General features: G+C 71.5%; 22 protein-coding genes. 10 read left to right on the top strand and 12 right to left on the bottom strand.

The window, feature by feature from the left end; all coding sequences use genetic code 11:
• The first annotated feature begins 9 nt into the window (after positions 1-9).
• On the top strand, positions 10-1,200 hold the full coding sequence (locus tag FV227_RS06990) for a murein L,D-transpeptidase family protein (protein ID WP_147858629.1): 1,191 nt from the start codon (positions 10-12) through the stop codon (positions 1,198-1,200).
• Between the two features lie 205 nt (positions 1,201-1,405).
• Positions 1,406-2,302 carry an MBL fold metallo-hydrolase gene (locus tag FV227_RS06985; protein WP_147728894.1) on the top strand — a complete coding sequence of 299 codons (897 nt, stop codon included), beginning with the start codon at positions 1,406-1,408 and terminating at the stop codon, positions 2,300-2,302.
• A gap of 12 nt (positions 2,303-2,314) precedes the next feature.
• Here FV227_RS06985 and FV227_RS06980 read toward each other — a convergent pair whose 3' ends face one another.
• Both FV227_RS06980 and FV227_RS06975 read right to left on the bottom strand, forming a co-directional pair.
• On the bottom strand, positions 2,315-2,503 hold the full coding sequence (locus tag FV227_RS06980; protein WP_147728892.1) for a hypothetical protein: 189 nt from the start codon (positions 2,501-2,503) through the stop codon (positions 2,315-2,317).
• 125 nt (positions 2,504-2,628) lie between these two features.
• A complete protein-coding gene (locus FV227_RS06975) occupies positions 2,629-3,282 on the bottom strand; it encodes a DJ-1/PfpI family protein (protein ID WP_147728893.1) in 654 nt (217 codons plus the stop codon).
• A 325-nt stretch (positions 3,283-3,607) separates the two neighbouring features.
• Between FV227_RS06975 and FV227_RS06970 the strand changes: the two genes are divergently transcribed.
• Complete coding sequence (locus FV227_RS06970; RefSeq protein ID WP_147858626.1) at positions 3,608-5,152, top strand: carboxypeptidase M32; 1,545 nt, start codon at positions 3,608-3,610, stop codon at positions 5,150-5,152.
• A gap of 41 nt (positions 5,153-5,193) precedes the next feature.
• On the opposite strand, the gene FV227_RS06965 is transcribed toward FV227_RS06970, so the two are convergent.
• Positions 5,194-8,670, bottom strand: coding sequence for a YhaN family protein (locus FV227_RS06965; protein WP_147858625.1), 3,477 nt, complete (start codon positions 8,668-8,670; stop codon positions 5,194-5,196).
• A gap of 52 nt (positions 8,671-8,722) precedes the next feature.
• Complete coding sequence (locus tag FV227_RS06960; RefSeq protein WP_147858624.1) at positions 8,723-9,958, bottom strand: DNA repair exonuclease; 1,236 nt, start codon at positions 9,956-9,958, stop codon at positions 8,723-8,725.
• Positions 9,959-10,199: 241 nt separating this feature from the next.
• Between FV227_RS06960 and FV227_RS06955 the strand changes: the two genes are divergently transcribed.
• A complete protein-coding gene (locus tag FV227_RS06955; RefSeq protein ID WP_147858623.1) occupies positions 10,200-10,976 on the top strand; it encodes an endonuclease/exonuclease/phosphatase family protein in 777 nt (258 codons plus the stop codon).
• Here the strand turns inward: FV227_RS06955 and FV227_RS06950 are convergent.
• Positions 10,909-12,345, bottom strand: a complete 1,437-nt coding sequence (locus FV227_RS06950; RefSeq protein ID WP_147858622.1) for a phospholipase D-like domain-containing protein — start codon at positions 12,343-12,345, stop codon at positions 10,909-10,911. The two genes, FV227_RS06955 and FV227_RS06950, sit on opposite strands and share 68 nt — an antisense overlap.
• Positions 12,346-12,565: 220 nt before the next feature.
• Here FV227_RS06950 and FV227_RS06945 point away from each other — a divergent pair, with 220 nt between their 5' ends.
• A complete protein-coding gene (locus FV227_RS06945; RefSeq protein ID WP_147858621.1) occupies positions 12,566-13,696 on the top strand; it encodes an alpha/beta fold hydrolase in 1,131 nt (376 codons plus the stop codon).
• A gap of 16 nt (positions 13,697-13,712) precedes the next feature.
• Here the strand turns inward: FV227_RS06945 and FV227_RS06940 are convergent, their stop codons facing one another.
• Positions 13,713-15,845 carry an FUSC family protein gene (locus FV227_RS06940; RefSeq protein ID WP_147858628.1) on the bottom strand — a complete coding sequence of 711 codons (2,133 nt, stop codon included), beginning with the start codon at positions 15,843-15,845 and terminating at the stop codon, positions 13,713-13,715.
• Positions 15,846-16,008: 163 nt separating this feature from the next.
• Here FV227_RS06940 and FV227_RS06935 point away from each other — a divergent pair, with 163 nt between their 5' ends.
• Positions 16,009-16,986: a right-handed parallel beta-helix repeat-containing protein gene (locus FV227_RS06935; protein WP_187274713.1), complete on the top strand. Its 978-nt coding sequence runs from the start codon at positions 16,009-16,011 to the stop codon at positions 16,984-16,986.
• Between the two features lie 7 nt (positions 16,987-16,993).
• Here the strand turns inward: FV227_RS06935 and FV227_RS06930 are convergent, their stop codons facing one another.
• Both FV227_RS06930 and FV227_RS06925 read right to left on the bottom strand, forming a co-directional pair.
• The gene (locus tag FV227_RS06930) at positions 16,994-17,497 is read right to left on the bottom strand and encodes a CAP domain-containing protein (RefSeq protein WP_147726398.1); all 504 of its coding nucleotides are present in this window, start codon (positions 17,495-17,497) and stop codon (positions 16,994-16,996) included.
• Positions 17,498-17,621: 124 nt separating this feature from the next.
• Positions 17,622-17,837, bottom strand: coding sequence for a hypothetical protein (locus FV227_RS06925; protein ID WP_147726397.1), 216 nt, complete (start codon positions 17,835-17,837; stop codon positions 17,622-17,624).
• A 252-nt stretch (positions 17,838-18,089) separates the two neighbouring features.
• Here FV227_RS06925 and FV227_RS06920 point away from each other — a divergent pair, with 252 nt between their 5' ends.
• Together FV227_RS06920 and FV227_RS06915 are read left to right on the top strand one after the other, a co-directional pair.
• Positions 18,090-19,148, top strand: coding sequence for a helix-turn-helix domain-containing protein (locus tag FV227_RS06920; RefSeq protein ID WP_147858619.1), 1,059 nt, complete (start codon positions 18,090-18,092; stop codon positions 19,146-19,148).
• A 40-nt stretch (positions 19,149-19,188) separates the two neighbouring features.
• Complete coding sequence (locus tag FV227_RS06915; RefSeq protein ID WP_147726395.1) at positions 19,189-20,484, top strand: MFS transporter; 1,296 nt, start codon at positions 19,189-19,191, stop codon at positions 20,482-20,484.
• Here the strand turns inward: FV227_RS06915 and FV227_RS06910 are convergent, their stop codons facing one another.
• From FV227_RS06910 to FV227_RS06905, 3 genes are all read right to left on the bottom strand, one after another.
• Positions 20,485-21,537, bottom strand: coding sequence for an HD domain-containing phosphohydrolase (locus tag FV227_RS06910; protein WP_246686441.1), 1,053 nt, complete (start codon positions 21,535-21,537; stop codon positions 20,485-20,487).
• Between the two features lie 184 nt (positions 21,538-21,721).
• A complete protein-coding gene (locus FV227_RS28875) occupies positions 21,722-21,871 on the bottom strand; it encodes a hypothetical protein (protein WP_187274712.1) in 150 nt (49 codons plus the stop codon).
• Between the two features lie 159 nt (positions 21,872-22,030).
• Positions 22,031-22,723, bottom strand: a complete 693-nt coding sequence (locus FV227_RS06905) for a GntR family transcriptional regulator (protein ID WP_147726394.1) — start codon at positions 22,721-22,723, stop codon at positions 22,031-22,033.
• Positions 22,724-23,379: 656 nt separating this feature from the next.
• On the opposite strand from FV227_RS06905, the gene oxlT reads away from it, so the two are divergent.
• Both oxlT and FV227_RS06895 read left to right on the top strand, forming a co-directional pair.
• Positions 23,380-24,645: an oxalate/formate MFS antiporter gene (oxlT, locus tag FV227_RS06900; protein ID WP_246686442.1), complete on the top strand. Its 1,266-nt coding sequence runs from the start codon at positions 23,380-23,382 to the stop codon at positions 24,643-24,645.
• A gap of 104 nt (positions 24,646-24,749) precedes the next feature.
• Positions 24,750-25,400, top strand: coding sequence for a class II aldolase/adducin family protein (locus tag FV227_RS06895; protein ID WP_147726392.1), 651 nt, complete (start codon positions 24,750-24,752; stop codon positions 25,398-25,400).
• Between the two features lie 41 nt (positions 25,401-25,441).
• Here FV227_RS06895 and FV227_RS06890 read toward each other — a convergent pair whose 3' ends face one another.
• Positions 25,442-26,386: a methionyl-tRNA formyltransferase gene (locus FV227_RS06890; RefSeq protein WP_147858617.1), complete on the bottom strand. Its 945-nt coding sequence runs from the start codon at positions 26,384-26,386 to the stop codon at positions 25,442-25,444.
• Positions 26,387-26,504: the final 118 nt, after the last annotated feature.

Below are 26,504 nucleotides of genomic sequence, written 5' to 3'. Positions count from 1 at the left end.
GGCCCCGCGATGCCTCCCGCCCACCGTCTGAAAGGTCTGGTCCCGACCGGCTTCGCCGTCGTGCTCGCCCTGCTGTTCGCGGGCGACGCGTCGGCGCAGAACGCCAAGGCCGAGGCGCCGATCCCCGCCGCCACCCTCGCGCTGATGGCGGCCAAGGGTACGAGCCCGCAGGCGCCGGTGCTGTTCCGGGCCTACAAGAAGGATTCCGAGATCGAGGTGTGGAAGAAGGCCGCCGGCGGCCGCTTCGTCTACCTCAAGACCTTCCCGATCTGCCGGTGGTCCGGCCAGCTCGGTCCCAAGCGCAAGAACGGCGACCGGCAGACGCCGGAGGGCTTCTACATGGTGCCGCAGCGCCAGATGAACCCGAACTCGCACTACTACCTGTCCTTCGACGTCGGCTACCCGAACGCCTACGACCGGGCGCATGGCGGCACCGGCTCGGCGGTGATGGTGCACGGCGTGTGCTCGTCGATGGGCTGCTTCGCGATGATGGACCACACCGTCGGCGAGATCTACGCGATCGCCCGCGACGCGCTGAAGGGCGGGCAGGCGGCGTTCCAGTTCCAGGCCTATCCGTTCCGGATGACCGCGGAGAACATGGCGCGCTATCGCACCGATCCGAACATCGGGTTCTGGCGCGAGCTCAAGGCGGGCGCGGACCGGTTCGAGGCGACCGGCGACGAGCTGCAGGTCGGCGTCGAGGGCGGCCGCTACGTCTTCGCGCCGTCGAAGGACCCGGCCAAGGAAGCCGCCGTCGTCACCCGCCGGGCGGCGGAGGAGGCCCGCATCGCCGCCTTCGTCGACGATGGGGCGGCCGCGATCCGCACCAGCTATTCCGACGGCGGCCAACACGCTTTCTGGGCGGCGCTCGCCGCCAAGGGCACGTCGCTCGGCGAGGTCAGCCGCCCCGAGGCGCTGGCCTATGCCGGGTTGGAGACGATCGTCATCCCCGCCCGTCGGCGCGCGCCACCGGTGCCCGAGGTGACCTGGGCCGCCTGGGCGGCGCCGGGCTCGCCCCTGTCCCCGACCCATATGGCCGGCTTCGTGCCGTCCTACGAGCGCGAGGCCGATCGCTTCGACGGCCTCGATTCCCGCTACCGGGACCGGCTTCCGCGGCTCGTCCGGGCGGCCGGCGCCAGCGATCCGACGGTGCCCGTTCGGGCTTCGACCGGTCCGCTCGCCCTCGCCGAACGCCCGTGATCTCCGAAACGCGAGGCGTGGATGGGACTTATCCCATGTGCGGGCTCGCACATCGCAGCGTGCGGCGGCCACCCATCTCAACCCCTGTCAGAGAGCGGCGATGAGAAAACCACCGTCCGCCCACCGCCTCGGTCGCATTGACGGCGAAGCGGAGAACGGTTCCAGATCGAAGGCGATCGGACCATCCGAACGAAAACGACCCGTGATGACGATGTCGAGAAGTCCAGTATCGGACGGCGGTCTCACGTTGCGCTTCTGGGGCGTGCGTGGTTCGACGCCGGTGAGCGGCCCGGAATACGCCGAGTTCGGCGGCAACACCCCGTGCATGGAGGTGCGCTGCGGCGAGCGCCTGTTCGTCGTCGATGCCGGCTCCGGCCTCTACGCGTGCGGCCAGCACAACCGGCAGGACCTGCCGAGGGACGTCGATCTTCTCTTCAGCCATCTCCATCTCGACCACACCGGCGGACTGCCGTTCTTCAAACCGGCGGTGTTCGATCCCGAGCGGACCGTCCACACCTGGTGCGGGAACCTCGACGGGCAGTCGGCCGAGGACACGCTCGGTCGGTTATACGCGCCGCCGCTCTTCCCGGTTACACTCGACGTCCTGCCCTGCACGCTCAAGCATCACGGCTTCCGCGCCGGCGAGACCCTGACCTTCTCCGACGGCGCGACCGTCGACACGATCCTGCTCAACCATCCCCAGGGCTCTGTCGGCTATCGGTTCGAGCATGACGGGAAACGGCTCTGCATCATCAGCGACATTGAGCACACCGATCCCTGGCCGGACGCCGCCCTGATGCGCTTCGTCGAGGATGCCGACCTGATCGTCTACGACGGCATGTTCACCGACTGCGAATACCCGACCTGCCGCGGCTGGGGCCACTCGACCTGGCAGAAGGGCGTCGAGCTGGCGCAGGCCGCCGGCGTGAAGGCGCTGGCGATCATCCACCTGCATCCATGCCACTCCGACGCGACCCTGCGCGCGGTCGAGGCGGACATGCAGGCGATCATGCCGACGGCCTACATTGCCCGCGAGCGCCAGCGCGTCGAGGTCGGCGCGACGCCGGCGCTGCGTCGCGAGCCGCTGATCCGCATCGCCTGACACCGTCACGGCTCACGCCACCGGGCGTCGGCGCCCGCGCATCAGGTAGGCGAAGAAGCCGAACAGCGCGACGCCGATGATCACGCCGCTCCAGCCGAAATTGGTGAGCACCTGCCCGTCGATCGGATGGCCGATCCGGCCGAGCGCCACGAGCAGGCCGAGCGCCGCGATGACGGCCGAGACGAGCATTCCGAGGATCATGGCAGGTCCGGCGTAGTGGTCCAGGATGGCGGCCGTCGCCTCGCGACGGCTTCACTTGCCAGAATGCTTACCCGTGGTTGCCGTTCCGGCGCGCCCGTTCACGGAGGCGTGCGCTGCGGTACGGTTCACCGGTCGCGGCTCGCAGCCAGTGCGCCCGCGACGAGCGGCGCCAGGATCGCGTCCGCCGCGCGGGTGATCGCGGGGCCGGCCGCGGACGGGCTTCCGGCATCGAAGGGCGGGCGCGGCGCGTATTCCGCCACGAGCTGGCTGGTGCGGGCATAGGCCTCGCCGCGGAGCTTGGCCGCGAGCGCCAGGGCGAAATCGAGCCCGGCCGAGATGCCGGCCGCGGTGGCGCGGTCGCGATCGAACACCACGCGTTCGTCGACCGGCACCGCGCCGAGCAGCGGCAGCACGGCGTCGCGCACGCACCAGTGCGAGGTCGCGCGGTACCCCGAGAGCAATCCCGCTGCTCCGAGGATCAGCGACCCGGTGCAGACGCTGGCGACCCAGGCGGCCCGGTCGGCGCGATCGCGCAGGAAGGCGAGGGTCGCAGCGTCGCGCATCTGGTCGGGCGTGCCGTCCCCGCCGGGAACGAACAGCACGTCGAGGTCGCGCGGGCAGGTCTCGAAGTCGGCGGTGGCGAGGAGGGCGAGCCCGGTGTCGCTCGCCACGGGACCTGCCGCCCGTGCGACGAGATGCAGGTTTCCCGGTGCGAGGCCCGCGAGGATCTCCTGCGGCCCGACGACGTCGAGCGCCGTCATGCCCGGAAACAGCAGCATGGCGATCCGCACCGGGCGACCGTCCGGGATCGCCGCGGGTTCGGGCGCGGTGCTTGCCGCCGATCCTCCGACGAGGCCAGTGCAGGCCAGGGCTGCGGCGACGAAGGCGCGGCGATCCACGAAACGGCTCCGGTGTCGGCGACGCCTGCGGCGCATCGCGACCATATGGGGTTTTCGGCTAGGAAGGCGCGGTCGGGCTCGCCGATATGGGCTCGCGAGCGTCTTCGGCCCCGGTCGGGGTGTTCGCAGCGCCGACGGCCGCCTATGACGAGAGCACCCATCCCGGCCGTTCGCAGCCGGATCGTCACCGCGGGGCCTTCGCATCGTGAACGTCTATTCCAGCCTCGAACGCCGCTTCGCCCGCCTCGACGCGATCGGCGCCGCCGCCGGCATCCTCGGCTGGGACTCGCAGACCCTGATGCCGGACGGTGCCGCCGACGGCCGCGCCGACCAGCTCGCGGTCCTGCGCGGCATCGCCCACGAGATCCTGACGGCGCCCGAAACCGCCGACGCGCTGTCGGCTGCCGACGAGACCGCCCTCGACCCGTGGCGGGCTGCGAACCTCGCCGAGATGCGCCGCCTCCACGCCCATGCCGCGGCGGTGCCGGGCGACCTCGTCGAGGCGAGCTCGCGGGCGATCTCGAAGGCGGAGATGGTCTGGCGCGAGGCCCGCGCGCAGTCGGATTTCAGGATGCTGCTGCCGCACTTGGCCGAGGTGCTGCGACTCCAGCGCGAGATCGGGGCGATCAAGGGGGCGGCCCTCGGGCTCGGCACCTACGACGCGCTGCTCGACGAGTACGATCCGGGCATGCGGCGCGCGACTATCGATCCGCTCTTCGCCGACCTGCGCACCCGGCTTCCCGGGCTGGTGGCCGAGGCACGCGAGCGGCAGGCGCGCGAGCCCGCGCCGCTGCCGCTCGACGGCCCGTTCCCGGTTGAGGCGCAGCGGCGGATCGGGCTGGCCTTGATGCGTGCGCTCGGCTTCGACTTCGCGCGCGGGCGCCTCGACATCAGTCTGCACCCGTTCTGCGGGGGCGCCACCGACGACGTGCGGATCACCACGCGCTACGACGCCGCCGATTTCGGGCGTGCGCTGATGGGGGTGCTGCACGAGACCGGCCACGCGCTCTATGAGCAGGGCCGCCCGGCCGCGTGGCGCAACCAGCCGGTCGGCAAGGCCCGCGGCATGAGCCTGCACGAGAGCCAATCGCTCATCGTCGAGATGCAGGCCTGCCGCAGCCGCGAATTCTTCGCGTTCCTGGCGCCCCTGGTCCGTACGGAATTCGGGCGCGACGGGGCCGCCTTCACGCCCGAGAACCTTCACCGCCTGCACACCCGGGTCGAGCCCGGCTTCATCCGTGTCGACGCCGACGAGGCGACCTACCCGGCGCACGTCCTGCTCCGCTACGACCTCGAATCGGCCCTCATCGCCGGCGACCTCGCAGTGGCCGACCTGCCGGGCGCGTTCAATGACGGCATGCGCAACCTGCTCGGGCTCGAAGTTCCGAACGACCGCCTCGGCTGTCTGCAGGACATCCACTGGCCGAGCGGCGCCTGGGGCTACTTCCCGACCTACACGCTCGGCGCGATGGCCGCCGCCCAGCTCTTCACCGCGGCCAAGCGCGACGAGCCGGGGATCATGCCGGGCCTCGCCGCGGGCGATTTCGCGCCGCTGCGCGGCTGGCTGCGCCGCCACGTCCACGAGCAAGGCAGCCGCCTGCCCACCGATGCGCTGCTCGAGCAGGCGACCGGCCGCCCGCTCGGAACCGAGGCCTACCTCGCCCACCTCGAAACGCGCTACGGATCGGCTAGAGCATTTTCATGCGAAGTGGATCCCGGCTCGCGTGAAGGAAACGCGATCTCACAATAAGATAGAGCAATTCCCGTGATCCAGGGATCACGGGAATTGCTCTAGAGCGGGATGATGTCCACCGCCGAGCCGAGACGCGCCTGCGCGAGCTCGGCGACGTGGCGGTGGTGGGTGAACAGGATCGGCTGCACGGTGCCGCCGATCGCAGCGAGCGCTTCGAGGCCGTGGCCGGTCCGCGCGTCGTCGAAGGTCGAGAACAGGTCGTCGCCGATGAAGGGCGCCGGCTCGGACTTGCCGGCGTAGTCCTCCAGGTAGGCCAGCCGCAGCGCGAGGTAGAGCTGGTCGCGGGTGCCCTCGCTGAGGCCCTGGACGTGGACGGTCTCGCCACCGGCGCGGCGGGCAACGATCAGCGCCTTGTCGGCCTCGTCGTAATCCTGCGCGAGGCCGGAGAACCCGCCCCCCGTCAGGGCCGCCATGATCGCGCCGGCCCGGGTCAGCAACGGGTCCTGCTGCCCCGTCCGCTGGCGGGCGATGGCGGTGCCGAGCATCAGGCTCGCGAGCTTGAGCACGGCCCATTGCCGGGCGCTCGCGTGAAGCTCGGCCTCGGCCGCCTTTTTCTGCGCCAATGCCAGCTCGGCCCCGGTCCCGCCCTCCAGCGCCTCGCGCCGGCGCTCGCTGCGATCGCGCTCGGCGAAGGCCGTCTTGCCGCGCTGGTCGAGGTTCTCGTCCTCCATCGCCAGGCTGCGCAGCCGCGCCTCGATCGCATCGGCGTCGATGGCGGCGAGGTCGGCACGCAGCGCGTCTTCGGGAACGCCGTCTGCGGCGCGTGCCAGCTCGACGCGCCGCGCGAGCGCTTCCGCCCGCAACGCGCGCCGGGCGACTAGGCGGCCGTGCAGCGCCTCGACCGCGTCCTGCGCGTCGGCGCCGAGGTCCGGCACCGTGTCGGCCAGAAGACCCGCGAGATGGCCGAGCGCGTCGTCGCGCGCGCGCATCGCCGCTCCGGCCTCCCGCTCCGCCTCGTCGCGCCGCTTCGCGAGCTCGCGCCGGCGGGTCTCGCTCGCCTGCGCCTCCTGCAGCCGCGTCTGCAGGCTGCGGATCGCGGCGCTCGGCTGGATGTGGGCGAGGTCGGGGGCGAGCGCCGCGATCAGCGGCGTGACGGCGGCGTGGTAGGCCTCCATGTCGCGGCGGATGCCGGCGACGCGCGCGCGGCGGTTCTCGCGCTCGGCGAGCGCGTTCGGCACCGCCTGCCAGGCGACGAGGGCGCTCGTCGCCATCTCGGTCCCGGCCGCGCCGTCGAGCCCGATCGCCCGCACCGCGTCGTCCCAGGCATTGCGCCAGGCCGCCTGCTTCGCCTTCGCGTCGGCGAGCGCCGTCGTGGACCGCGCGATGCCGATCGCGGCGGCGCCGATCCGCGCGTTCGCCTCGCGGGTCGCCTCCCATCGCGACGCGATCGCCGCAACGCGCTCTTCCAGGCGGCCGAGGATCAGGCCGACGTCGAGGCCGGCGAGGTCGGTCAGTCCCATCCTTTCGGCAAGATCCAGCAACGGCGCCCGTGCCGCCTCGATCCGCTCGGTGCGGAGCGCGCGATCGATGTGCCGCTCGTCGAGATCGCCCTTGCCCTCGATCAGGGTCTCGGCCTCACCGAGCCACGCTGTCATCTCCGCCGGGGTCGAGGGCGCGATGCCGGCGGGGCGCCACAGGTCGAGCCAGGCGGCATGGCCTTCCGCGACCTCGGCTTCGATCTCCCTCAGGATCGCGTCGGCGGCCTCGGCCTCGGCGAGCTCGGCGTCGAGGCGCAGCCGGTCGGCGGCGTGCTCCGCGACGCGGGCGGCGTCGGCGGCGAGATCGTCGGCGAGCCGGTCTGCGGCCTGCGCCAGGCGCTCGTAGGCGGCGATATCCCCCGGCGCTCGCCGGACCCCCTCGCTCAGGGCTTCGCGGAGCGGCGCGAAGGCGGCGTCGCGCTCGGCCCGAAGCGCAGACAGGTCGGAGAGCGTCGCGATCGGCCGGCCGGCCTCGCGCTCGCGCAGGCGCCCCCGCCGCGTCGCGACCTGGCGCCGGGCGGCGTCGCGGCGCTCGACCGCCAGCACGCGCTCGCGCTCCTTGCCGTCGATCAAGGCCCGGAAGCGCGCCACCGTCTCGACCGTCGGCAGCGGCGCGGCGGCGAGGGCCGCGACGTCGGCCACCGGTGGCGACAGACGGGCCGCCTGCCCGCGCAGCACCTGCTCGGCCCGCCGCACCGTGGCATCGAGGGCGTCGCGCTCGGCGATCACGCCGCGGATCGCCGCCAGCGGGCGTAACGTCTCGCGGAAGGGGGTCGGATCGACCGGCGTGCCGCCTTCGGCCACGTCGCGCAGCAGGCCCTCGTGCTCGGTACGCGCCGCGGCGAGGTCGCGCTCCAGCCGGGCGATGGCGGCGGCGTCCTCCTGCCCATCGCGGATCAGGGTTTCGACCCGGGCGCGGACGGCGTCCGAGGGCTGGCGCCGCGTCAGCGCCTCCACGTCGGGTAGGCCGACCCGCACGGCGAGCCGGGCGAGCTCGGCGTCGAACTGGTCCGCCTCGCCCTGGATGCGGGGCAGGTCGACCCCGTTCTTGTCGAAGCGGTCGATCCCGCGAAAACCTTCCAGGATCTCCTCGGCACGCCCGACGAGCCCGGCATCGACGGCGACGGCGGCGAAGGCCGCCCGGGCCGCGTCCGCCGCCGCATCGATGCGCGCGGCGTCCGCCTGCCGGGCGCGCAACGCGGCGCAGGCCTCCCCGAGGCGGTCGACCCAGGCGTCGGGAACCTCGACCAGCCCCGGTTCGGCGTCGTCCCGCGCTGCGAGCCCATCGATCTCGGCGAGCAGCGGGCCGACGCGCCGGAGGCGGGTGAGGCGCGCCTGCTCGGCCGCGATACGCATCCGCTCGGCCTTGATCGCGTCGAGCGCCTTCCCGGCCGTGGCGATGCTGTCGTTGAGGTCGCGCCAGTCTCCGGCGCGCAGGCCGGTGTCGCGGATCGCCTTCCGGGCGTCCTCGTAGCGGTCGAACGCCTGGTAGAAGCTGCGGTCCTGGCGCTTGCGCGGCCCGTAGATCCGGTCGGACTCGGCCTCGAGGCTCTTCTGAAGGTCGCTGTAGCCGCGCAGGCCCGAGGCCGCCGCGAACAGGCTGGCGCCGAGCTCGCCCTCGGCGAGCAGCATCTCCCTGGCACCCTCGCGCAGGCTGTTCGCGTCGAGGCCGAAGGCGCGGCAGAACACCTCGCGGGTCAGGCCGCCGAGGAAGGGCGCGAGCACGGTCTCCGGCAGGGGCGCGTCGTCGGCGTCGACCAGGGTGTTGCGGTTGCCCTTGCGGCGGCGGAAGCAGAGCGTCCGCCCGTCGGCGCTGCAGATCTCGGCGCCGATCCGCAGCTGCGGCATCTCATGAAGGAAGGCGTAGGCGGTCCGTGTCCCGATGCCGAAGAGCAGGTCGGTCACCGCGGCGAGCGCCGAGGATTTTCCCGCCTCGTTGGCGCCGAGGACGACATGCAGGCGCGCATCGGCGCGGAAGTCGACCCGGCGGCCGGTGAAGGGGCCGTAGCGTTCGAGGTCGAGACTCAGCAGGCGCATGGGTGTCTCCGCACCGCCGGGCTTCGGCGAGCGTCCGGTGAAGTCGCGCGTCTCAGCATGCGCGCTTGGTCAGGCGGCCGAGGATCATCGCTTCGGCCTCGGCGCAGAGGGTATCGAGATCGGCGGCGAGGTCGCCGTCCTCGGCCGCCGGCATCTTGGCGGCGATCTCGGCGAGCGCGGCGGTCGCGCGCGCGCGAAACTCCGGGTCGTGGTCGATCTCGGCGAGGAGCGTCGCCGGGTCGATGGCGTCGACGACGTTCTCCCGCGGGCCGCTGCTCGGGCGGGCGGTGTCGATCCTCAGCTTCTCCAGCCAGATGTCCTCGTGGACGCGGTCGGCGGCGGCCTGGATTTCGGCGGTGAGGTTCTCGCGGTCGGCGGCGAGCCGGTCGTGGGCGGCGGTGACGCCGGTGAGGTGCACGCGGACCGCGAGCAGGCGGCCCTCGGCCAACGCCGCCAGCGGGCGCAGAGCCGCCTCGACCAGGGCCACCGCCTCGCTCTCGCTCTCGGCCGCGTCGACCGCCACCGTGAGGCTGTGGAAGCGCGCATGATCGACGATCAGGCGTCGCACCGCCGTGACCTGCCCGTCGCCGACCTCCACCACGACGGCGCCCTTGGGGCCGCATTCGCGGATGCTGCGACCCTGGAGGTTGCCCGGGAACAGGATCCAGGGATCCTGCGACAGCTCGGCATATTCGTGGATGTGGCCGAGCGCCCAGTAGTCGTAGCCGCGCGCGCGCAGGTCGGCGACGGAGCAGGGCGCGTAGGTCGCGTGCTGAGCGTGCCCGGTGCAGGAGGTGTGCAGCACGCCGATGTTGAACCAGCCCGGCACGGCGGCCGGATAGGCCAGCGACAGGTTCTCGTCGACCGCCCGGTTGGGAAAGCTCTGCCCGTGAAGCGCGACCTTCAGGTGGTCGAGGCGAAGGGTCTCGGGCTTCTTTGTCGAGAAGGTGCACACCGCGTCCGGCAGGGTGATCGCCTTGGTGATCACGCTCTCGGCGTCGTGGTTGCCGCGCACCAAGACCACCGGGATGCCGGCCCGGTCGAGCCGCGCGACCTGGCGGGCGAAGAACAGGCCGATCGAGTGGTCGGCCCAGTCGCCGTCGTAGACGTCGCCGGCGACGATCAAGAACGCGACGCGCGCCTCGATCGCATGGCCGATCAGGTCCTCGAACGCGCGCCTGCCGGCGGAGGCGAAGCGCTGGGCGATCTCGGCGTTCCGCGCCGAGAGCCCGGCGAGCGGGCTGCCGAGATGCAGGTCGGCGGCGTGGATGAACGTGAAACGCGTCATGGTCCCCGTGATCTGGGTCCTCGGGATCCGGAGCGCTGCCCCGCGGCAGGTCCGAACGGATCGAGATGGATTCTGGGCGCTCGCGCCGCGAGGCTCAAGGGTCGAGGGTGGTTGCGTCAACAGGGCAACGGGATCATCGGTCGCGCGTTGGGACGCGGGCGTGATACCCCCGCACCCCGTCCCGGTCTCGCGCCTGCCCGGGGCTGTCAGGCGAGCGCCGTCAGGAGCACGAACGGCCCGCATGGCAACGATCCAGGTTTCCCCGGCGTCCCTCGGCCTCGACTCGGTCGCGCCGGCGCCGATCCGCCAGGCGGATGCCGCGGCGGTGTCGCGCAAGGTCGTCAGCTGGAACCTGCTGCGGCGCACGGGCGCGGCGGTCGAGGACGTCGTCGCCCTGATCGAGCAGGAACGGCCGGACCTGCTGCTGATGCAGGAGGCGACCCGCGAGATCGCCGGGATCACCGACCGCGTCGGCGGATCCTATGCCTGGGTGCCGCTGCCGGGGCGCATCCACGGCCTGGCGATGTGGTGCCCGACCCCGTGGGCGAAGACGCCGACGGTCGTCAAGCTGCCGTCCGGCGCGGTCGTGCACCGGGTCTGCCAGGTGCTCGATTTCGGCGATTTCGTCGTGGCCAACGTGCACCTGTCGCACGGCCAGATGCTGAACCGGCGCCAGCTGCGCCGGATCGTCGGGATGCTGCCGGAGCGCTCGGCGATCCTCGGCGACTACAACATCGTCGGGCCGGCGCTGGTGCCGGGATTCCGCGACGTCGGCCCGCGCCGGCCGACGCACGCGATGGTCGAGATGGTGCCGCTGCGCCTCGACCGCTGCCTGGTGCGCGGCCTCGTCTGCCGCGAGCACGCGGTGCTGCCGCGCGGGCCCTCAGACCACCGCCCGATCGTCGTCCATCTCAGCCCGGCCCCGCCCGGCGAGGCGCCGCGCCTGCGCTTCAGAGGTATGGCAGCAGCAGTCGCACGCCTGCGTCGCGCAAACGGACGGGCAAGACCCGCGCGTTGATCGCGTCCAGGGTCAGCGGCGTCTCCATCTTGGCGCGGATGAAGCTCTCGAGCTGCGCGGCGAGATCGGCGTCGTGGATCTCGACGTTGAGCTCGAAGTTCAGCCGGAAGCTGCGCATGTCCCAGTTCGCGCTGCCGACGAAGCACCAGGCGCCGTCCACCACCGTCGCCTTGGAATGGTCGAAGGGCGGCTCGTCGAGCCAGATCCGCACGCCGTTGCGCAGCAGCGGCGCGATGTGCGCCCGCGTCGCCCAATCGATGAAGTGATGGTCGCTGATCCGCGGGATGACGATGTCCACCGTGATCCCGCGCTGGCTGGCGAGGATGAGGGCGTTCATCACCACCTCGTCCGGCAGGAAGTAGGGGGTGACGACGCGGACCGAGCTGCGCGCGCAGGCCAGCGCCTGCAGGATCACGAACTCGATCTTCTCGACGTCCGCGTCGGGCCCGGAGACGACGACCCGCGCGATCGATTGCCCGACCGGTTGGAGGTCGGGGAACCAGTCCGGCCCTTCGAGCGCACCGCCGTCGGCGAAGGCCCAATCAGCCGAGAAGGCCAGCATCAGTTGCTCGACCACCGGGCCGGCGACGTGGAAATGGGTGTCGCGGATCGGGTGGTCCGGGCGCGTCCGCAGGCGGTTCGGCTGCGAGATGTTGAGGCCGCCGGTGAAGGCCTCGCGCCCGTCGAGGATCAGCAGCTTCTTGTGGGTGCGCAGGTTCAGGAACGGCATGCGCCAGGGCAGGCCCGAATGCATGAACAGGGCGGCCGGCACGCCCGCGGCCCGCAGGCGCCGGAAGGCCGCGGCGCGGAAGTAGCCGCCGCCGATGCCGTCGATGATCACCCGCACCGCGACGCCGCGGTCCTGCGCTTCCTTCAACGCCGCGCAGAAGGTCCGTCCGGTGGGATCGTCGCGGAAGATGTAGCTGGACAGGGCGATGCTGGTTCGCGCCGCGCCGATCGCCGCCAGCATCGCCGGATAGGCCGCGTCGCCGTTGCGGAACAGGCGGATCGTGTTGCCGGCAAGCGCCGGCAGGCCGGAGATGCGGCGCACCGCCCTGTCCAGCGGCCACATCACCTCGGGGACGATGGCGTCCTCGGTGCTCGGCGCGCCGGGCGCCGCGGAGGGCTTCGACTGGAACTTGCGCGCGCGGCGCTCGACCCGGTTGATCCCGAACAGCAGATACAGGGACGTCCCGAACACCGGCGACAGCCAGGCGAGCCCGATCCAGCCGACCGCGACGCTGACCCGGCGCTTGCGCAGCAGCGCGTGCAGGGTGACGCCGAGCGCCAGCACGGTGCCGATCACGGCCGCGACGTCGGCCCTCAGATGTGCGGTGGACTGCAGCCACCGGATCAACGCGTCTTCCAAAGGTCGTGTCCGCTCTCGATGTCCCGCGCCGATATACGGGAAACGGCGCGATGCGCGCGGACGCGGCAGCGTGTTTTTTCCGTGAGCGCGATAGGGATGGCCGATCGTCGGGCGACGATCGCCGATGATCGTCCGCGCTGCGCTGCGATCTCCGTTGCCTGGGCGCCGCGGGAATGATTCATCTCCTGCATCGGACGCCAGATCCGCATGGGAGAGAACGATGCCCGCACCATCGAAGCAGAAACCGCCGGCCGAAGGCCGAAACGCGGCGGACCCGGACCTCGGCGCCGTGCCGCGCCGGGACGTCTTCCGCGGCCTCGCCGCCCTCGGCCTCGGTCTGGCGGCGACGCCGGCCTTGGCGCGCGAGCCGGCGGCACCCGCCATCGCGCGCGAGGAGTTCCGCGTGCCGACGGGCGAGGACGGGATCGAGCTCTACGTCCGCAACAAGCACCCGGCGGGGCAGGCGCGCTTCGCCGCCGACCGGATCCTGCTCTACGTCCATGGGGCGACCTACCCGGCCTCGACGGCGTTCGACCTGCCGCTCGCCGGCCTGTCGATGATGGACTACCTGGCCGGCCTCGGCTTCGACGTCTACCTCGTGGACCTGCCCGGCTACGGGTTCTCGAGCCGCCCGAAGCAGATGGACCGGCCGGCCGCGGACAACCCGCCCTTCATGCGCACCGCCGACGCGGCGAAGGCCGTGGGCGTCGCCGTCGACTACATCCTGAAGCGGCGCGGCGTCGAAAAACTCGACCTGATGGGATGGTCCTGGGGCACCTCGACCATGGGGCTCTACACCACCACCCACAACGACCGGGTCAACCGCCTCGTGCTCTACGCGCCGCAATGGATCGCCAAGGCGCCGCCGAACCTCGGCACCTCCGGGCCGCTCGGCGCCTACCGCACCGTCACCCGCGACAGCGCCCGGGACCGCTGGCTCAAGGGCGTCGCTGGGGACAAGCGCACCGACCTGATCCCGGCGGGCTGGTTCGAGCAATGGGCGGATGCGACCTGGGCCACCGACGCGGCCGGCGCAGGCTCGTCGCCGCCGGTGCTGCGCGCGCCGAACGGCGTCGTCGCCGACTCGCAGGCCTACTGGCAGGCGGGAAAGCCGCTCTACGATCCGGGCGAAATTCGCGTCCCGACCCTGATCATCCACGCGGAATGGGACGCCGACCTGCCGAGCTACCAGGCGCAGGAATACTTCACCCAGCTGACGAACGCCCCCTACAAGCGCTTCGTCGAGCTCGGCGAGGGCACGCATACGGTGATGATGGAGAAGAACCGCATGCAGTTCTTCCGCGAGGTCGCAGCCTTCCTGCAGGAGGCCGAGCCGCAGGCGCTGAACTGAGCCGGTCGGGCGCGGGTCACGCGACCGCGCCCACCGGCGTCTCCCGCACCTGCCCCGGCCGCAGGGTGCCGGTGAGCAGGTCGACCTGGGCGACGAGGCGCTGAAGCTGCGGGCTGCGCGCCTCATCGGGGCGGTCCGGCAACGGATAGCGGTGCTCGGCCAGCGCCGCGAGCGTCGCCGCGATCCAGGCCTTCCACGGGCCGTCCTCCGCGCCCGCCGGCGCGCCGGCATGGCGGAGCACGGTGAGGCGGGCGCTGATCCGCCGGAGCGTGGCGTCGGCGACCATCGCCGCCTCGACCTCCGGGTGGTGACCGGCGCGCGGCTGCTGCAGGGCGCGCGACAGGGCGGCTTCGAGGTCGTTGAGCGCGAGGCCGGCGCTCCGGGCACAGGTCGAGAGCTTCGCCTCGCGCTCCGAAAGCGGCGTCTCCGCGAAGGCGGCTTCCGCGAAGGCGGCATGGCTCGCGAGCGCGCGGCGCAGTTCCTTGCGGACTTGGTCCGGCTCCCAGATCGGCCACAGCAGCAGGCAGCTGACCACGGCGATCAGCCCGCCGAGGATGGTGAACAGCGCACGCATGCCGACCACCTCCCAGGAGGAATGGCCGGGCGTGATCACCTCGATCAGCAGCACGATCAGCGGGGTCAGGCAGGCGACGAAGACGCCGTAGCTGACCTGCCGCGCGGCGAAGCCGACGATGCTCAACGGCAGGATCAGCGCGATCTGCATCAGCGGCGTCGTCGCCATCTGCGCCAGCAGCGCGCCGACGAGGCCGCCGAGCACGGTGCCGCCGATCCGCTCCAGCGCCCGCTGCCACGTCGCCGAGTAGAACGGCTGCATGGTGAGGACCACGGTCATCACCAGCCAATGCGAGAACGGGCCGGCCCAGATCAGCGTCGCCGCGAGCGCCGGGGCGCAGACCGCGCTGGCGCGCACCGCGTGGCGGAGGTTGGCCGAGGCGAGGGTGAAGTTGGTGCGCAGCGGCCCGAAGAACCGCGTGCGCCAGTCGAGGCTGCCGCCGTCGGCGAGCGCCCCGCCGGGGCGGTAGCCCTCCGGCGTCGAGAGCTTGGCCCCGATCCGGACGCGCTCGATGATGCGCTCGGCCAGGCGCGCGAGGATCGGCGTCGCCTCCAGCCCTTCCGTGGCGCGGGCGATCGCCGGATCCAGGCGCGGCAGATCGAGGTCGACGTCGTCGCGGATCGCCCGGGCGATGGCGATCAGCAGCGGGCGCAGGCGCCGCAGGAACAGCTTGGCGGCGGCGCGTCGGTGCGGCTCGGGTGCGCTCTCGATCAGCTCGGCGATGCCGATCAGGCCGGAGAACAGCTGCTCGGCCGTCTCCAGGCGCAGCAGCGCCTGTGCCGTGCGCTCGGAGACGCGCTCGCGGGAGCGCGCGAGGTCGAGGAGGAGCGCACGTGCGGATTCGATGCCGGCGCGGACGCCGCGGCGGTGGGCGCGGGCATGGCCGTCGAAGGCGGCGGCCACCGTCTCGGGCGCGGCCGCGAGCTTCTCGAGATCGCCGGTCAGCCGCGCGAGCGCGTGCCAGACCTCGGCGATGGCGCGATGGGCCGCGCGGTAGGGGTGCAGCCGCCACAGCACCAGCGCCAGTACGGTCGCCCACAGCCCGCCCGCGAGGAACATCGCGGCGATGATCGCGGCTTCCTGCGGGCTCAAGGGCCGGTCCATGGCGATGCAGAGCACCACCACGAGCACGTTGCCCGCGGCCTGGGCCTGCACGCTCCAGACGCGGGCGTAGGCGCAGGCGAAGATCACCGCGCAGGCGGCCGGCACGACCACGAGCGGGCCGTAGGGCTGGATCAGCCCGAACACGCCCCAGATCATGGCGCCGAGCACCGAGAAGGCGGTGAGCACGCGCAGGCGGATGCGGATCGGGCCGCCGGTGTCGCAGAAGCAGGTGAGGTTGGCCGCGAGCGCCATCGTCAGGAGCGGCGGCCACTGAATCCATTCGTTGGCCAGCAGCACGATCGCGAAGGCGAAGGCCGCGCGCACGCCCTCGACGAGGCTCAGGCCCCGCGGGTCGAGGGCCACCGGCAGCCGCGTCAGGTCGGAGCCGGGCCGGCCGAGGCTCCCGCGCCCGCCCGCGACCCGGCGGCGGCGCAGGCGCACGACCGTCCGCTTCGCGGTCTGCTTCGGCATGCTCGGGACGGGGTCTGCCAACCTTCGGCTCCAGCGCCGGATCGGACCTCGGCGCACCGGAGGTCTAGAACCCTTCGCCCGCGAGCGGAACCGCCGGGGCCGGCATCTCGGACCTGCGCGGCCTTATCCTGAAAATGCCGTCGTCGCCCGTCATCTCCCGGCGATGATCGTCAGCCTGCCGCCGGCCCCGCCCGCCCTCGTCGAACCTGCATCCGCCCGGCCCTGCGATGCCGCGACGCGCGCCCGCCTGCTGTCGCCTCCGAGCCCCGGCGACGAGGCCGTCAGCCTCGCGTGCTCGATCGGCTTGAGCCCCGGCGACCACGTCCTGCGCCGGGTCGTGATCGAGGGGGCGGAGGCCTCGGGCACGGAGATCGACTGCGGCGGCGCGACGATCGGCCGGACCGAGCCGGCGCCGACGCTCGCGGAGCTCGCGGTCGAGATCCGCTCGCGCGCGCCGACCGGAGCGGGGGGGATCTGGTCGCGGCCGAGCGGCGTGACCCTGCGCAACTGCCGCATCCTCGGCCACATCCGCGTCTGGGGCATGGGCCTCAACGGCCAGGGGCTCGCGGTGAAGGCGTCCTCGCACAGCCTCGGCCATACCGAGCGGGCACAGGCCGCCGCGCCGACGCAGGTCGCGATCCGCGATTCGACGATCACCGCGCTCGGGCACATCCCGATCTACCTCGCCCCCGGGGTCACCCGTTTCACCCTCCAGGGCTCCACCCTGAACGGGCGCTCGGGCGCGGACGCGATCTACCTCGACGCAGAGAGCGCGGACAACGTGATCGCCGACAACACCATCGACGTCGCGATCGGGCGCGAGGCCATCGCCGTCGACGGCTCGGCGCGCAACCGCATCATCGGAAACCGCATCGCCCAGCACGGGCAGGGCGGCGTGCGGCTCTACCGCAATTGCGGGGAGGGCGGCACAGTCCGCCACCAGAGCCCGTCGGACAACGTGATCACCGGCAACGTCTTCACCGGCGGCGGCGGCCTGTTCGGGTCGACGGCGATCGTCGTCAATTCCCGCGGCGGATGGCGGCTCTATTGCGGCCAGGATGCCGGCTACCCGTTCGGCAGCAGCCGCGACGATGCCGACGGCGGCACCGGCAACGTCGTCGAGCCGAACACGAGCGAGTGATCCGGCCTCAGCCGCCGGCCATCACGAGCGCCCAGAAGCGCTTGTAGCGGGTGCCGGGCGCGTCGACGCGGGCGATGCCGATCCGGCGGATCTGCGGGATTAGCATGTTCTTGTTGTGCTCGGGCGAGGCCTTCCAGCGGGCCAGCACCTGATCGAAGGTCTCGGAGCCGGCGCTGAGGTTCTCGGCCGACCAGGTGCGGCCGAGCCCGGCCGACGCCATCCGCGACGTGAAGCTGCCGCCGGCCTCGTGGCTGAGCTGGCCGGTGCGGGCGTTGTTGCCGGCCTGGAACGCCGCCGCCGTGACCAGCCCCGCGTCGACCGTCACCGGTCCGAGCCCGTGCTGCGCCCGGTATCGCGAGATCGCGGCGGCGGCAGCGGTCTCGTCGAGGATCACGGGGCTCACCGGGCCCGGACTCTCGAGGATCGTCGGCGTCCCGCAGGCGGAGAGCGCGAGGGCGAGGAGGCCCAGGCCGGCGAAGGCGTTGCGGTGGCGGCTGGCGCGGTGGGTCATCGGAAAAGGGTTCGCTGGCGGGACGGGCCGTCGCCTTGGCCCGGCCGATGCGGCGAAACCGGGGCGCGCGGCCGCCCGCACGACGCAAGAGCGGACGCCTGTGCCCGCGACGCCACGCCCAGCCTCAGATCCGTGTGCCGGGATCGCGCAGCGGAGCCCCGCAGCGCCAGCCGGTGATCCGGTATTCCGGATGCTCGCCGACCCAACGGGCGAGCTGCGGTTGCGCGACGTGCTGGCAGGCGCGCGGCGTGGCGACGTCGAGCGGCATGCGGCGCGCCTCGCAGGTCTCGGGAGCGCTCGCCATGCATGCGGTGAAGTACAGAAAGAACACGCCGGTCATCGCGATCCTCCGGGAGCCGCTGCCCTACGGCGCGCAGCGACGACGCTAGCACCGAGACGGTGGCCGTCGATGCGCCGATCCAACGCACCCCGGCACGAGACCGCTGCATCTCCGAAGGCCGGCCCCGCTCCATGCGGACGCCGCATCACGACGGAACCCGGTATTCGGCCCAGTTAATCGCGGCTGGTCGGTCGACGTGCCCGCACTGCCGCGACTCGGCCGGACCTTGCACCTGCCTTCGTACGATGAATAATGAACATCGACTCGGCCCGCGCGTCGAACATCATCGCCGGCCGAACCGTGACGCTGCAATCCTTCACCTTCGCTGCGCAGGAGCCTGACGCCCCCGACGGGTTCGGCGCCTATCACGATCTGTATGCCCACGGCTCCAACGTGGCCTTGGCGGGCGAGCGGTTCTACGCCCGCTTCCAGGCCCATCGCTTCCCGCGCATGGTGGTGTTCGATCGGTTCCTGCACGGCTTGGTGCACAGCCGCGACGCGACGCGGGTGCGCCGCGACGGCTTCGATCACGTCAACCTCCATCTCCTGCTCGCCGGCACGCTGTGGGGCGGTGTGCCCGGCGACGAGGGGCGGGTCGCGCCGGGCGAGATCCTGCTGTTCGATACGACGCGACCGCAATCGAGCCGGGCCGAGCACGCGCATGTCGTCACCATCGCGCTCGCGCGCGATCAGGTCGAGGGTCCGCTGCGTGCGTTCCGTGCCTTCCACGGCGCGGTGCTTCCGGAAGCATCCGCCGGATTGCTCGCGGACCTGATGGTCTCGCTCGCGCGCAGGGGGGCCGCGATCGACCCGCAGGCCGCGGCCGGGGCGGGGCGTGCGCTCGCGATGCTGTTGGCGGGGGCGCTGGGCGACCGGTCCGTCGCCGGCCTCGACGCGGACATGGACGAGCAGTCGATGCGTCTCAGGCGCGAGCGCGCCGAGGCCTTCATCGCCGCGCGCCTGTCGGACCCGGCCCTCGACGCCGAGACGATCGCGCGCGGGATCGGCGTCTCCCGCAGCATCCTGTATCGCTCGTTCTCGGGCGAGGGCGGCGTCGCGAACGTTCTGCGGCTTCGGCGGCTCGAGAGCCTGCGCGCCTGCCTGAGGCGGCCGACCGAGACCCGCTCGATCGCGGCCCTGGCCTTCGCCTGCGGCTTCGGCAGCGAAAGTCATTGCAACCGCGCGTTCCACGCGGCATTCGGGCAACCGCCGGGCCAGTTCCGTGCCGACCTGCAGCGGGCGCGCGCCTCCCGGGCGAGGATCGCCGAAGACCGGTCGCAGCTCGCCGCGTGGCTTTGTGAACTCTACTGATCCGGGCGTCCCGCACAGATCCGTCCGTTCGCCCGCCCCCTTGCCGACCGCGGATCGCAGCGGAGGACGTTCGGGCCGGCCGCTGACGCTGCTCCTGGCCTCGACGCAGCTCTTCGCCTTCAGCGACCGCTTCCTGATCACGGTCATCGCCACGCCGCTCAAGCACGACCTGATGCTGAGCGACGCCGAGATCGGCCTGCTCCAGGGCTCAGCCTTCGCGCTGCTCTACGCAGGGGCGCTGCCCGGGTTCGGCGCGATCGCCGATCGCGGGCACCGGCGGATGGTGCTGCTGGCATCCCTCCTCACCTGGACGATCGCGACGATCGCCTGCGGGCTATCCGGTTCCTTCGCCGCGCTGTTCGCGAGCCGCGTGCTCCTCGGGCTCGGGCAGTCGGGGATCACCCCGGCGGCCCTGTCCCTCCTGGCGGTCAGGATCGAGCGCGCGCAGCTCGGGCGCGGCATCTCGCTCCTGACCGCCGGCGGGACGCTCGGGCGAAGTCTCGCCTTCCTCGTCGGCGGCGCGACCCTCGGCTGGCTCTCGGGACGCGCCGGGATCGCGATCCCCGGGTTCGGCACGCTGGCACCCTGGCAGGCCCTGTTCGTGCTGGCGGCCCTGCCGAACCTCGTGCTGTTGGCCCTCATCTGGCGCATCGCCGAACCTTCGCAGCCCGTCGTGCCGGTCGCCCGCCCGAAATGGTCGCGCGTCGTCGGATGGATGATCCGCCGGCGCGGCGCCTACCTGCCGCATGCCGCGGCGGCGACCGCCGCGATCCTGATGGGCCAGACGCTGACGGCTTGGGCGCCGACCTTCTACGTGCGCACCCACGGCGTCACGCCGGCCGAGAGCGGCCTGGTCCTCGGTCTCGTGGTTCTGGTCACCGCACCGATCGGGCACGTCGTCGGCGGGATCGTGCTCGACCGGGTCCGGCGCACCAATCCGCGGGCCGCGCCGCTGATGCTGGGCCTCGGCCTCCTCTTCGCGCTCCCCGCCACCGCGACGATGGCTCTGGCGCCGGGCCTCGGGCCGTCCCTGGCGGGGTTCGCCGCCCTCGTCGTTGCCCTCGGCTTCTGCAGCCCCCCGGGGTTGGCCGGCATCCAGTTCCTGACGCCGGTCGCGTTGCGGGGCCGGGTCAGCGGCGTGTTCATCGCCTTCGTGACCCTCGTGGCTCTGGGCGCAGGGCCGGCGCTGCTCGGCCTCCTGAACGACCGGGTGTTCGGCACCGACGGGATCGGGCGGGCGTTCGTCGCGCTGTACGCGGTGGTCGGAAGCCTCGGCGTCGTCTTCGCCCTGATGGCGGCCCGGCGGGATTCCGGCCGGCGGCGCCGGCGGGCCTGATCAGGCGGCGGCCATCGCCCGGCCGAGCGCCACGGGCGCGAAGGCCCGCATCAGCGCGCCGTCGAGATGGCCCTTCATCCTGTCCATCGTCGCCAGCGCCTCGGGCGCCGCGATCGGATCGCGGTAGGTCCTGCGCTCGGTCAGGGCCGAGAACACGTCGCAGATCGCGACGATGCGCACGAGATCGGTGATCGCGCCGTCCTGCAGGCCGGCCGGATAACCGGTGCCGTCCATCTTCTCGTGATGGTGGCGCACCACCTCGACGATCTCCGGCTCGAAACCACCCTGCGCGACCAGCAGCCCGGCGCCGATCTCCGGGTGCCGCCGCATCAGGCGCATCTCCTCCGGCGTCAGGCGGCCGGGCTTGTTCAGGATCTCGACCGGGATGCGCGCCTTGCCGATGTCGTGCAGCAGCGCGGCCTTGGTGAGGCGATGCTGGTCGGCACGCGACAGGCCGACCAGCGCGCCGAACGCCGCAGCGTAGCCGGCCACGCCGAGCGTATGCTGGTAGACGCCGGCATCGTGCCGCCAGACGGTGGCGAGCCAGTCGCCGATCCCGGCCTCGGACACCGCCGCGAGGACGAGGTCGGTGCCGCGGTCGATCTCGGCCTGCTGGAACCCGGCTCCGAGCGCCGCCGAATCGAAGATCTCCGTGACGATCCCGGTGGCGGCCGCGCTGCGCGCCTCGAGACGCCGCGTCCGGTTCGCCCCGACCTCGATCATCGCGAAGACGCCGGCGAGGATCGTCTCGCGCGCGGCCGTCGCGGGCAGGCTTCTCACGATCGGCGAGGAGGAGGTACGCTGCGGGCCGCCGCGGCGCAGCACCAGCGTCGGGATCCAGGGGGTCTCGGCGAGGATGGCGTCGGCGATCGGCGGTGCGAGATCGAGCACCACCAGGGCGGGGCGTCCGCCGCCGAGCGGCCAGGCGGCCGCCGTGCGGCACGGCATCACCAGATCGATCCCGCGCGCCAGCGGGCGCCGCAGGTCGGCATGATCGGTGATCAGGAGGACGAAGGCGTCCTCCGCGGCCGGGAACTGGGCGCCCTGAGCCAATGCCGGAAATCCTCGGTTGTCGTCGTCAACGCTTCGTTGACGATAAACCGAACTTCGTGAGTGAACCGTTTCCGGATATTTCGGCGACGCCACGCTAATGCCCGATTCGGCGTCGGCGTTCACCTCGTCCGTAAGCGGGCAGAGTGCGCAGGTCGCCGGCGCACGGGATGCGCCCGTCGTCGATTCAGGCGACCGTCGCGCCGTGGACGTCGGCGTCGATCGCGCGGGCGCCGCGCGCCTCGGCGCCGTCGGTGAGGAAATCGGCAAGCTTCACGACGAGCAGCACCTGCACGCTGGCGAGGGCGGCGAAGACGGCGAGGAACGAGGTCAGCATGGCGGGATCCGGTTGCGTGTTGCGACGCAATAGATCTCATGCTGCGCTGCATTCTGGTATACCAAACGCCACATGCCAAATATGCGAATCACGCATGCGCTCAGGCTCGGCGGATATGTTCCACCGATCCGGCTCGGAGCCTCCGAACGATCCTTGAGGTCAGTCGAGATAGGCGCCGTAGGCGTCGACGTGGTCGGCGAGGCCGATGCCGTGGTCGCGAACCAGCCGCTCGGCGAGCTCGACGTCGCGCGCCTCCAGCGCGTCGATGATGGCGACGTGCTCGCGAATCGACTTCTCTGCCCGGTCGCCCTGGCGCAAGGCGGTGTTGCGGATGCCGCGCACGTGCATCAGCAGGTTGCTCGACAGCTCCGAGATCATCGCGCATTGCCCGAGCGAGATGATCTTCTGATGGAAGCGGATGTTGGCGTCGGAGTACTCGTCGATGTGCTCGGCCGGGCGGCCGTCGTAGAATTCGGGGAAGGCCTCGCGCAGCGAGCGCAGCTCGGCGTCCGAGGCGCGGGTGCAGGCGAGCCGGGCGGCCATGCTCTCGAGCGCCGCCCAGGCATGGATCATCCCGACGATCTCTTTCTTGGTCTTCTTGATCACGAACACGCCGCGCCGGGCCTCGGAGCGGACGAAGCCCTCCTGCTCCAGCACCGTCAGCGCCTCGCGCACCGGCGTCCGGCTGACGCCCAGATCCTGCGACAGCTTGCGCTCGTCGAGACGGACCTCGTCGGGGCGCCCGTAGATGTCCATGTTGGTGATGAACGTCTTCAACGCCTCGTAGGCCAAGGTCCGCAGGCTCGAACTGACCACGATCGGCTTGATGCTGAGCGACTCGGAGTTCGACATGCCGTACCCGTCGGTCCGCGTTCTTCGGTTTGTGTTCGACGCGCGACCGACCGCCGAAGTAACCCAAACCTCGGCGCCAGCCTAGATGGCACCCGTGCGCTCCACACAGGCACCGCTCGGCGCGTCGTGGGCGGGACCAAGGCGGCTCGGCGTCAGGATCGTCAAAGCACCACGCGACCGCGTGCACGTCCGATCCTTCTTGGTAATCCCGGCGAAATTTCTGTATTTTTATTCCACTCTCGTTGACAGGTTCCGCGAGGATGACGCACGATATTTCTGGCATACCGTAGACCAGAGATCGGCCGGCTGAGGCGCTGACTTTTTCTTGTTGCGGTGCCAAAAGTTTTTCCGAGATGAGCCGTGCAATTGAAGCTGCATCGGAAGCCGGAACGCGGCATCAGGATCATGCCGACATTGCGGTTCGCGCGTGAACGACGGTGTTCGCGCGACGACATCGAGGATTGAAGGGCGTCGGCGTTCCATGGCGCGCCGTCTGACGGCCGGCTCGGACGCCGGCCGCCACACGACGACGCTGCGGTCAACGCAGACGACACGCCACGTGCCGGACAACCGGCCTTACGCGAGACCTCTGGGAGGATGACATGATGCACGAAGAACGGCCGGCGATCGGACGGGTGTCCGACGGATATCGATGGATGCAGCTCGCGCTGGGCGTGATCTGCATGGTGATGATCGCGAACCTCCAGTACGGCTGGACGTTCTTCGTGCCCGACATCCAGAAGAAGTTCGGCTTCGACCGCGCCGCCATCCAGTGGGCGTTCACGCTGTTCGTGCTGTTCGAGACCTGGCTGGTGCCGGTCGAGGGCTGGTTCGTCGACAAGTACGGCCCGCGCGTGGTCGTGCTGTTCGGCGGCCTGCTCTGCGGGATCGGCTGGGTGATCAACTCCTACGCCACCTCGCTCAACATGTTCTATCTCGGCCAGGTCATCGCCGGCATCGGCGCGGGCGCGGTCTACGGCACCTGCGTCGGCAGCGCGCTCAAGTGGTTCCCGGACAAGCGGGGCCTGGCCGCGGGCATCACCGCCGCGGGCTTCGGCGCCGGCTCGGCCTTCACCGTGGCGCCGATCCAGTGGATGATCGCCGAGAACGGTTTCCAGGCCGCCTTCCTGTGGTTCGGTCTCGGCCAGGGCCTCGTCGTCTGCCTGCTGGCGTTCTTCCTGGTCTCGCCGAAGAAGGGTCAGGTGCCGGAGGCCGCCGTGAACGCCAACGTGATCCAGACCCGGCGCAACTACGCGCCCGGCGAAGTCGCGAGGCAACCGATCTTCTGGCTGATGTACTTCATGTTCGTCATCGTCGGCGCCGGCGGCCTGATGATCACCGCCAACCTGAAGCCGATCGCCGCCGACATCGGCGTCGACAAGATCCCTGTGACGATCCTCGGCGTGACCATGGTGGCGATCACCTTCGCTGCGACCATCGACCGGGTGCTCAACGGGCTGACGCGGCCGTTCTTCGGCTGGGTCTCGGACAAGATCGGCCGCGAGAACACGATGTTCATCGCCTTCGCAATGGAAGGGTTCGGCATCTACATGCTCTACCTCTGGGGCCACGATCCGCTGTGGTTCGTGCTGCTCTCTGGCTTCGTGTTCTTCGCCTGGGGCGAGATTTACTCGCTCTTCCCCTCGACCTGCACCGACACCTTCGGCTCGAAGTTCGCGGCGACCAATGCCGGCCTGCTCTATACCGCCAAGGGCACGGCGGCCCTGCTGGTGCCGGCGGCGAACTACCTGCAGCAGAGCTCCGGCAGCTGGGACGGCGTGTTCCTGATCGCCGCCGGCGCCAACATCCTGGCCTCGATCCTCGCGATCGCGGTGCTGAAGCCCTGGCGCAAGCGCGTGGTCGCCAACGCGATGCTCGCCGCGCCCGAGACCACCACCACCCGCGGGGTCGTGGCCGCCTGAGGGCGCCACCCCACCGACAGGTCCGAACGCGACGAGGCCCGGCACCGTCTTTACGGTGCCGGGCCTTCGCGCATATCGGGGGGAGGGGAACCGGAGGATTGCGGATGGACGCCGACGAGACCAGGGCGCGGGCGTCGGTGGTGGAGGCCGCGCGCGGCCTCGATGCGCAGGGCCTCAACCGCGGAACCTCGGGCAACGTCTCGCTGCGCTGGCGCGACGGCCTGCTGATCACGCCGTCGGGCATCCCGAGCGGGCGGATGGCCCCGGAGGACGTGGTCTTCCTCCGCATGGACGGCAGCTTCAACCATCCCCTGAGCCCGTCCTCGGAATGGCGCTTCCATCGCGACATCCTGCAGGACAAGCCGGCGGTGAACGCGGTGGTGCACGCGCATCCCGACCACGGCACCGCCTTCGCCATGTGCCGCCAGACGATCCCGGCGGTGCATTACATGATCGCGGCCGTGGGCGGCCCGACGATCCGCTGCTCGGGCTACGCCACCTTCGGCACCGAGGAGCTCTCGCGCCTGGCGCTCGAAGCGCTGGAGGACCGCAACGGCTGCCTGCTCGCCAACCACGGCATGATCGCCACCGGCCCCGACCTCGCCAAGGCGTTGTGGCTCGCGGTCGAGATCGAGACACTTTGTCGGCAATACGCGATCGCGCTGCAGGTCGGCACGCCGGTGGTGCTGCCCGACGACGAGATCGCGCGCAACATCGAGAAGTTCAGGAGCTACGGGCCTCGGCCGACGGCCTGACGCGATCGACGCGTCGGCCGATCGCCAGCGCGCTCGGGTCCTCATTCCGAGGCTCCGCCGCCCAGGATCGTGCCGACGCTCACGCCGCCGCCTTGCGCGAACTCCACCGCCGAGACCTTCTTGCCGCCCTCGGGCTTCACCTTGAAGATCTCGATCTGGCCGCCCTGCGCGGTGACGCGGATCGAGTCGTCGCCGATCGCGATCACCTCGCCGACCTTGCCCTTCACGCCGCCGAGCGTCCGCACCGGGTGCAGGCGGGCATCGAAGATCTGCAGCTTGGCGCCGTTCACCGTGGTCCAGGCGCCGGGCGCGGGGTTGGCGGCGCGGATCAGGTCGTAGATCTGGTTGGCGTGGGCGCCCCAGTTGATCGCCGCCTCGCGGGCGCGGAACCAGCCCTCGTAGCTCGCGGCGTCCTCGTCCTGGTCGATCTCGATGTGCCGGCCGGCGACGACAAGGTCGGCCGCCTCCAGCATCGCCGCGACGCCCATCGGGAAAAGGCTGTTGAAGTAGACGTCGCCGAGGGTGTCGTCGGCGCCGATGTCGCAGGTCTTCTGCAGGAGGATCGGGCCCTCGTCGAGGCCGTCGGTCGGGCGGAAGATCGTCAGCCCGGTCTTCGTGTCGCCCTTCGCGATCGGCCAGTTGATCGAGGACGGCCCGCGATACCGCGGCAGCAGCGAGGGATGGTACTGGATCGTGCCGTGCTTCGGGATGGTGACGAAGTCCTGCGGCGCGAACTGCAGCACGTAGGCCATGACGCCGATCTCCGCGTCGAGCCCGCGCATCGCGGCCTCCGCCTCGGCGCTCTTCAGGCTCGGGAACTGGAACACCTGCAGCCCCTGCTCGAGCGCCGCGGTCTTGAGCACGTCGGGCTTGGCGCCCTCCTTCTCGGGCGCGCAGAACACGCCGGCCACCGTGTCGCCGCGCTTCAGGAAGGCCTCCAGCACCGCCTTGCCGAAATCCTGCTGACCGATGAAGGCGATGCGCATGGGATCCTCGTCGTTTCGGTGGGATGGTCCGCCTCGACCCGTTCGTCCAGGAGGATGCCGGATGCACGGGCGACCTCGGCCGCCCCGGGATGCTCGCCGTCATCCCGGGCTCTGCGAC

The organism is Methylobacterium sp. WL119 (genome assembly GCF_008039875.1).
Classification (GTDB): domain Bacteria; phylum Pseudomonadota; class Alphaproteobacteria; order Rhizobiales; family Beijerinckiaceae; genus Methylobacterium.
The sequence above is the reverse complement of the archived record's forward strand: the minus strand, read 5'-3'. Positions and strand labels throughout refer to the sequence as shown.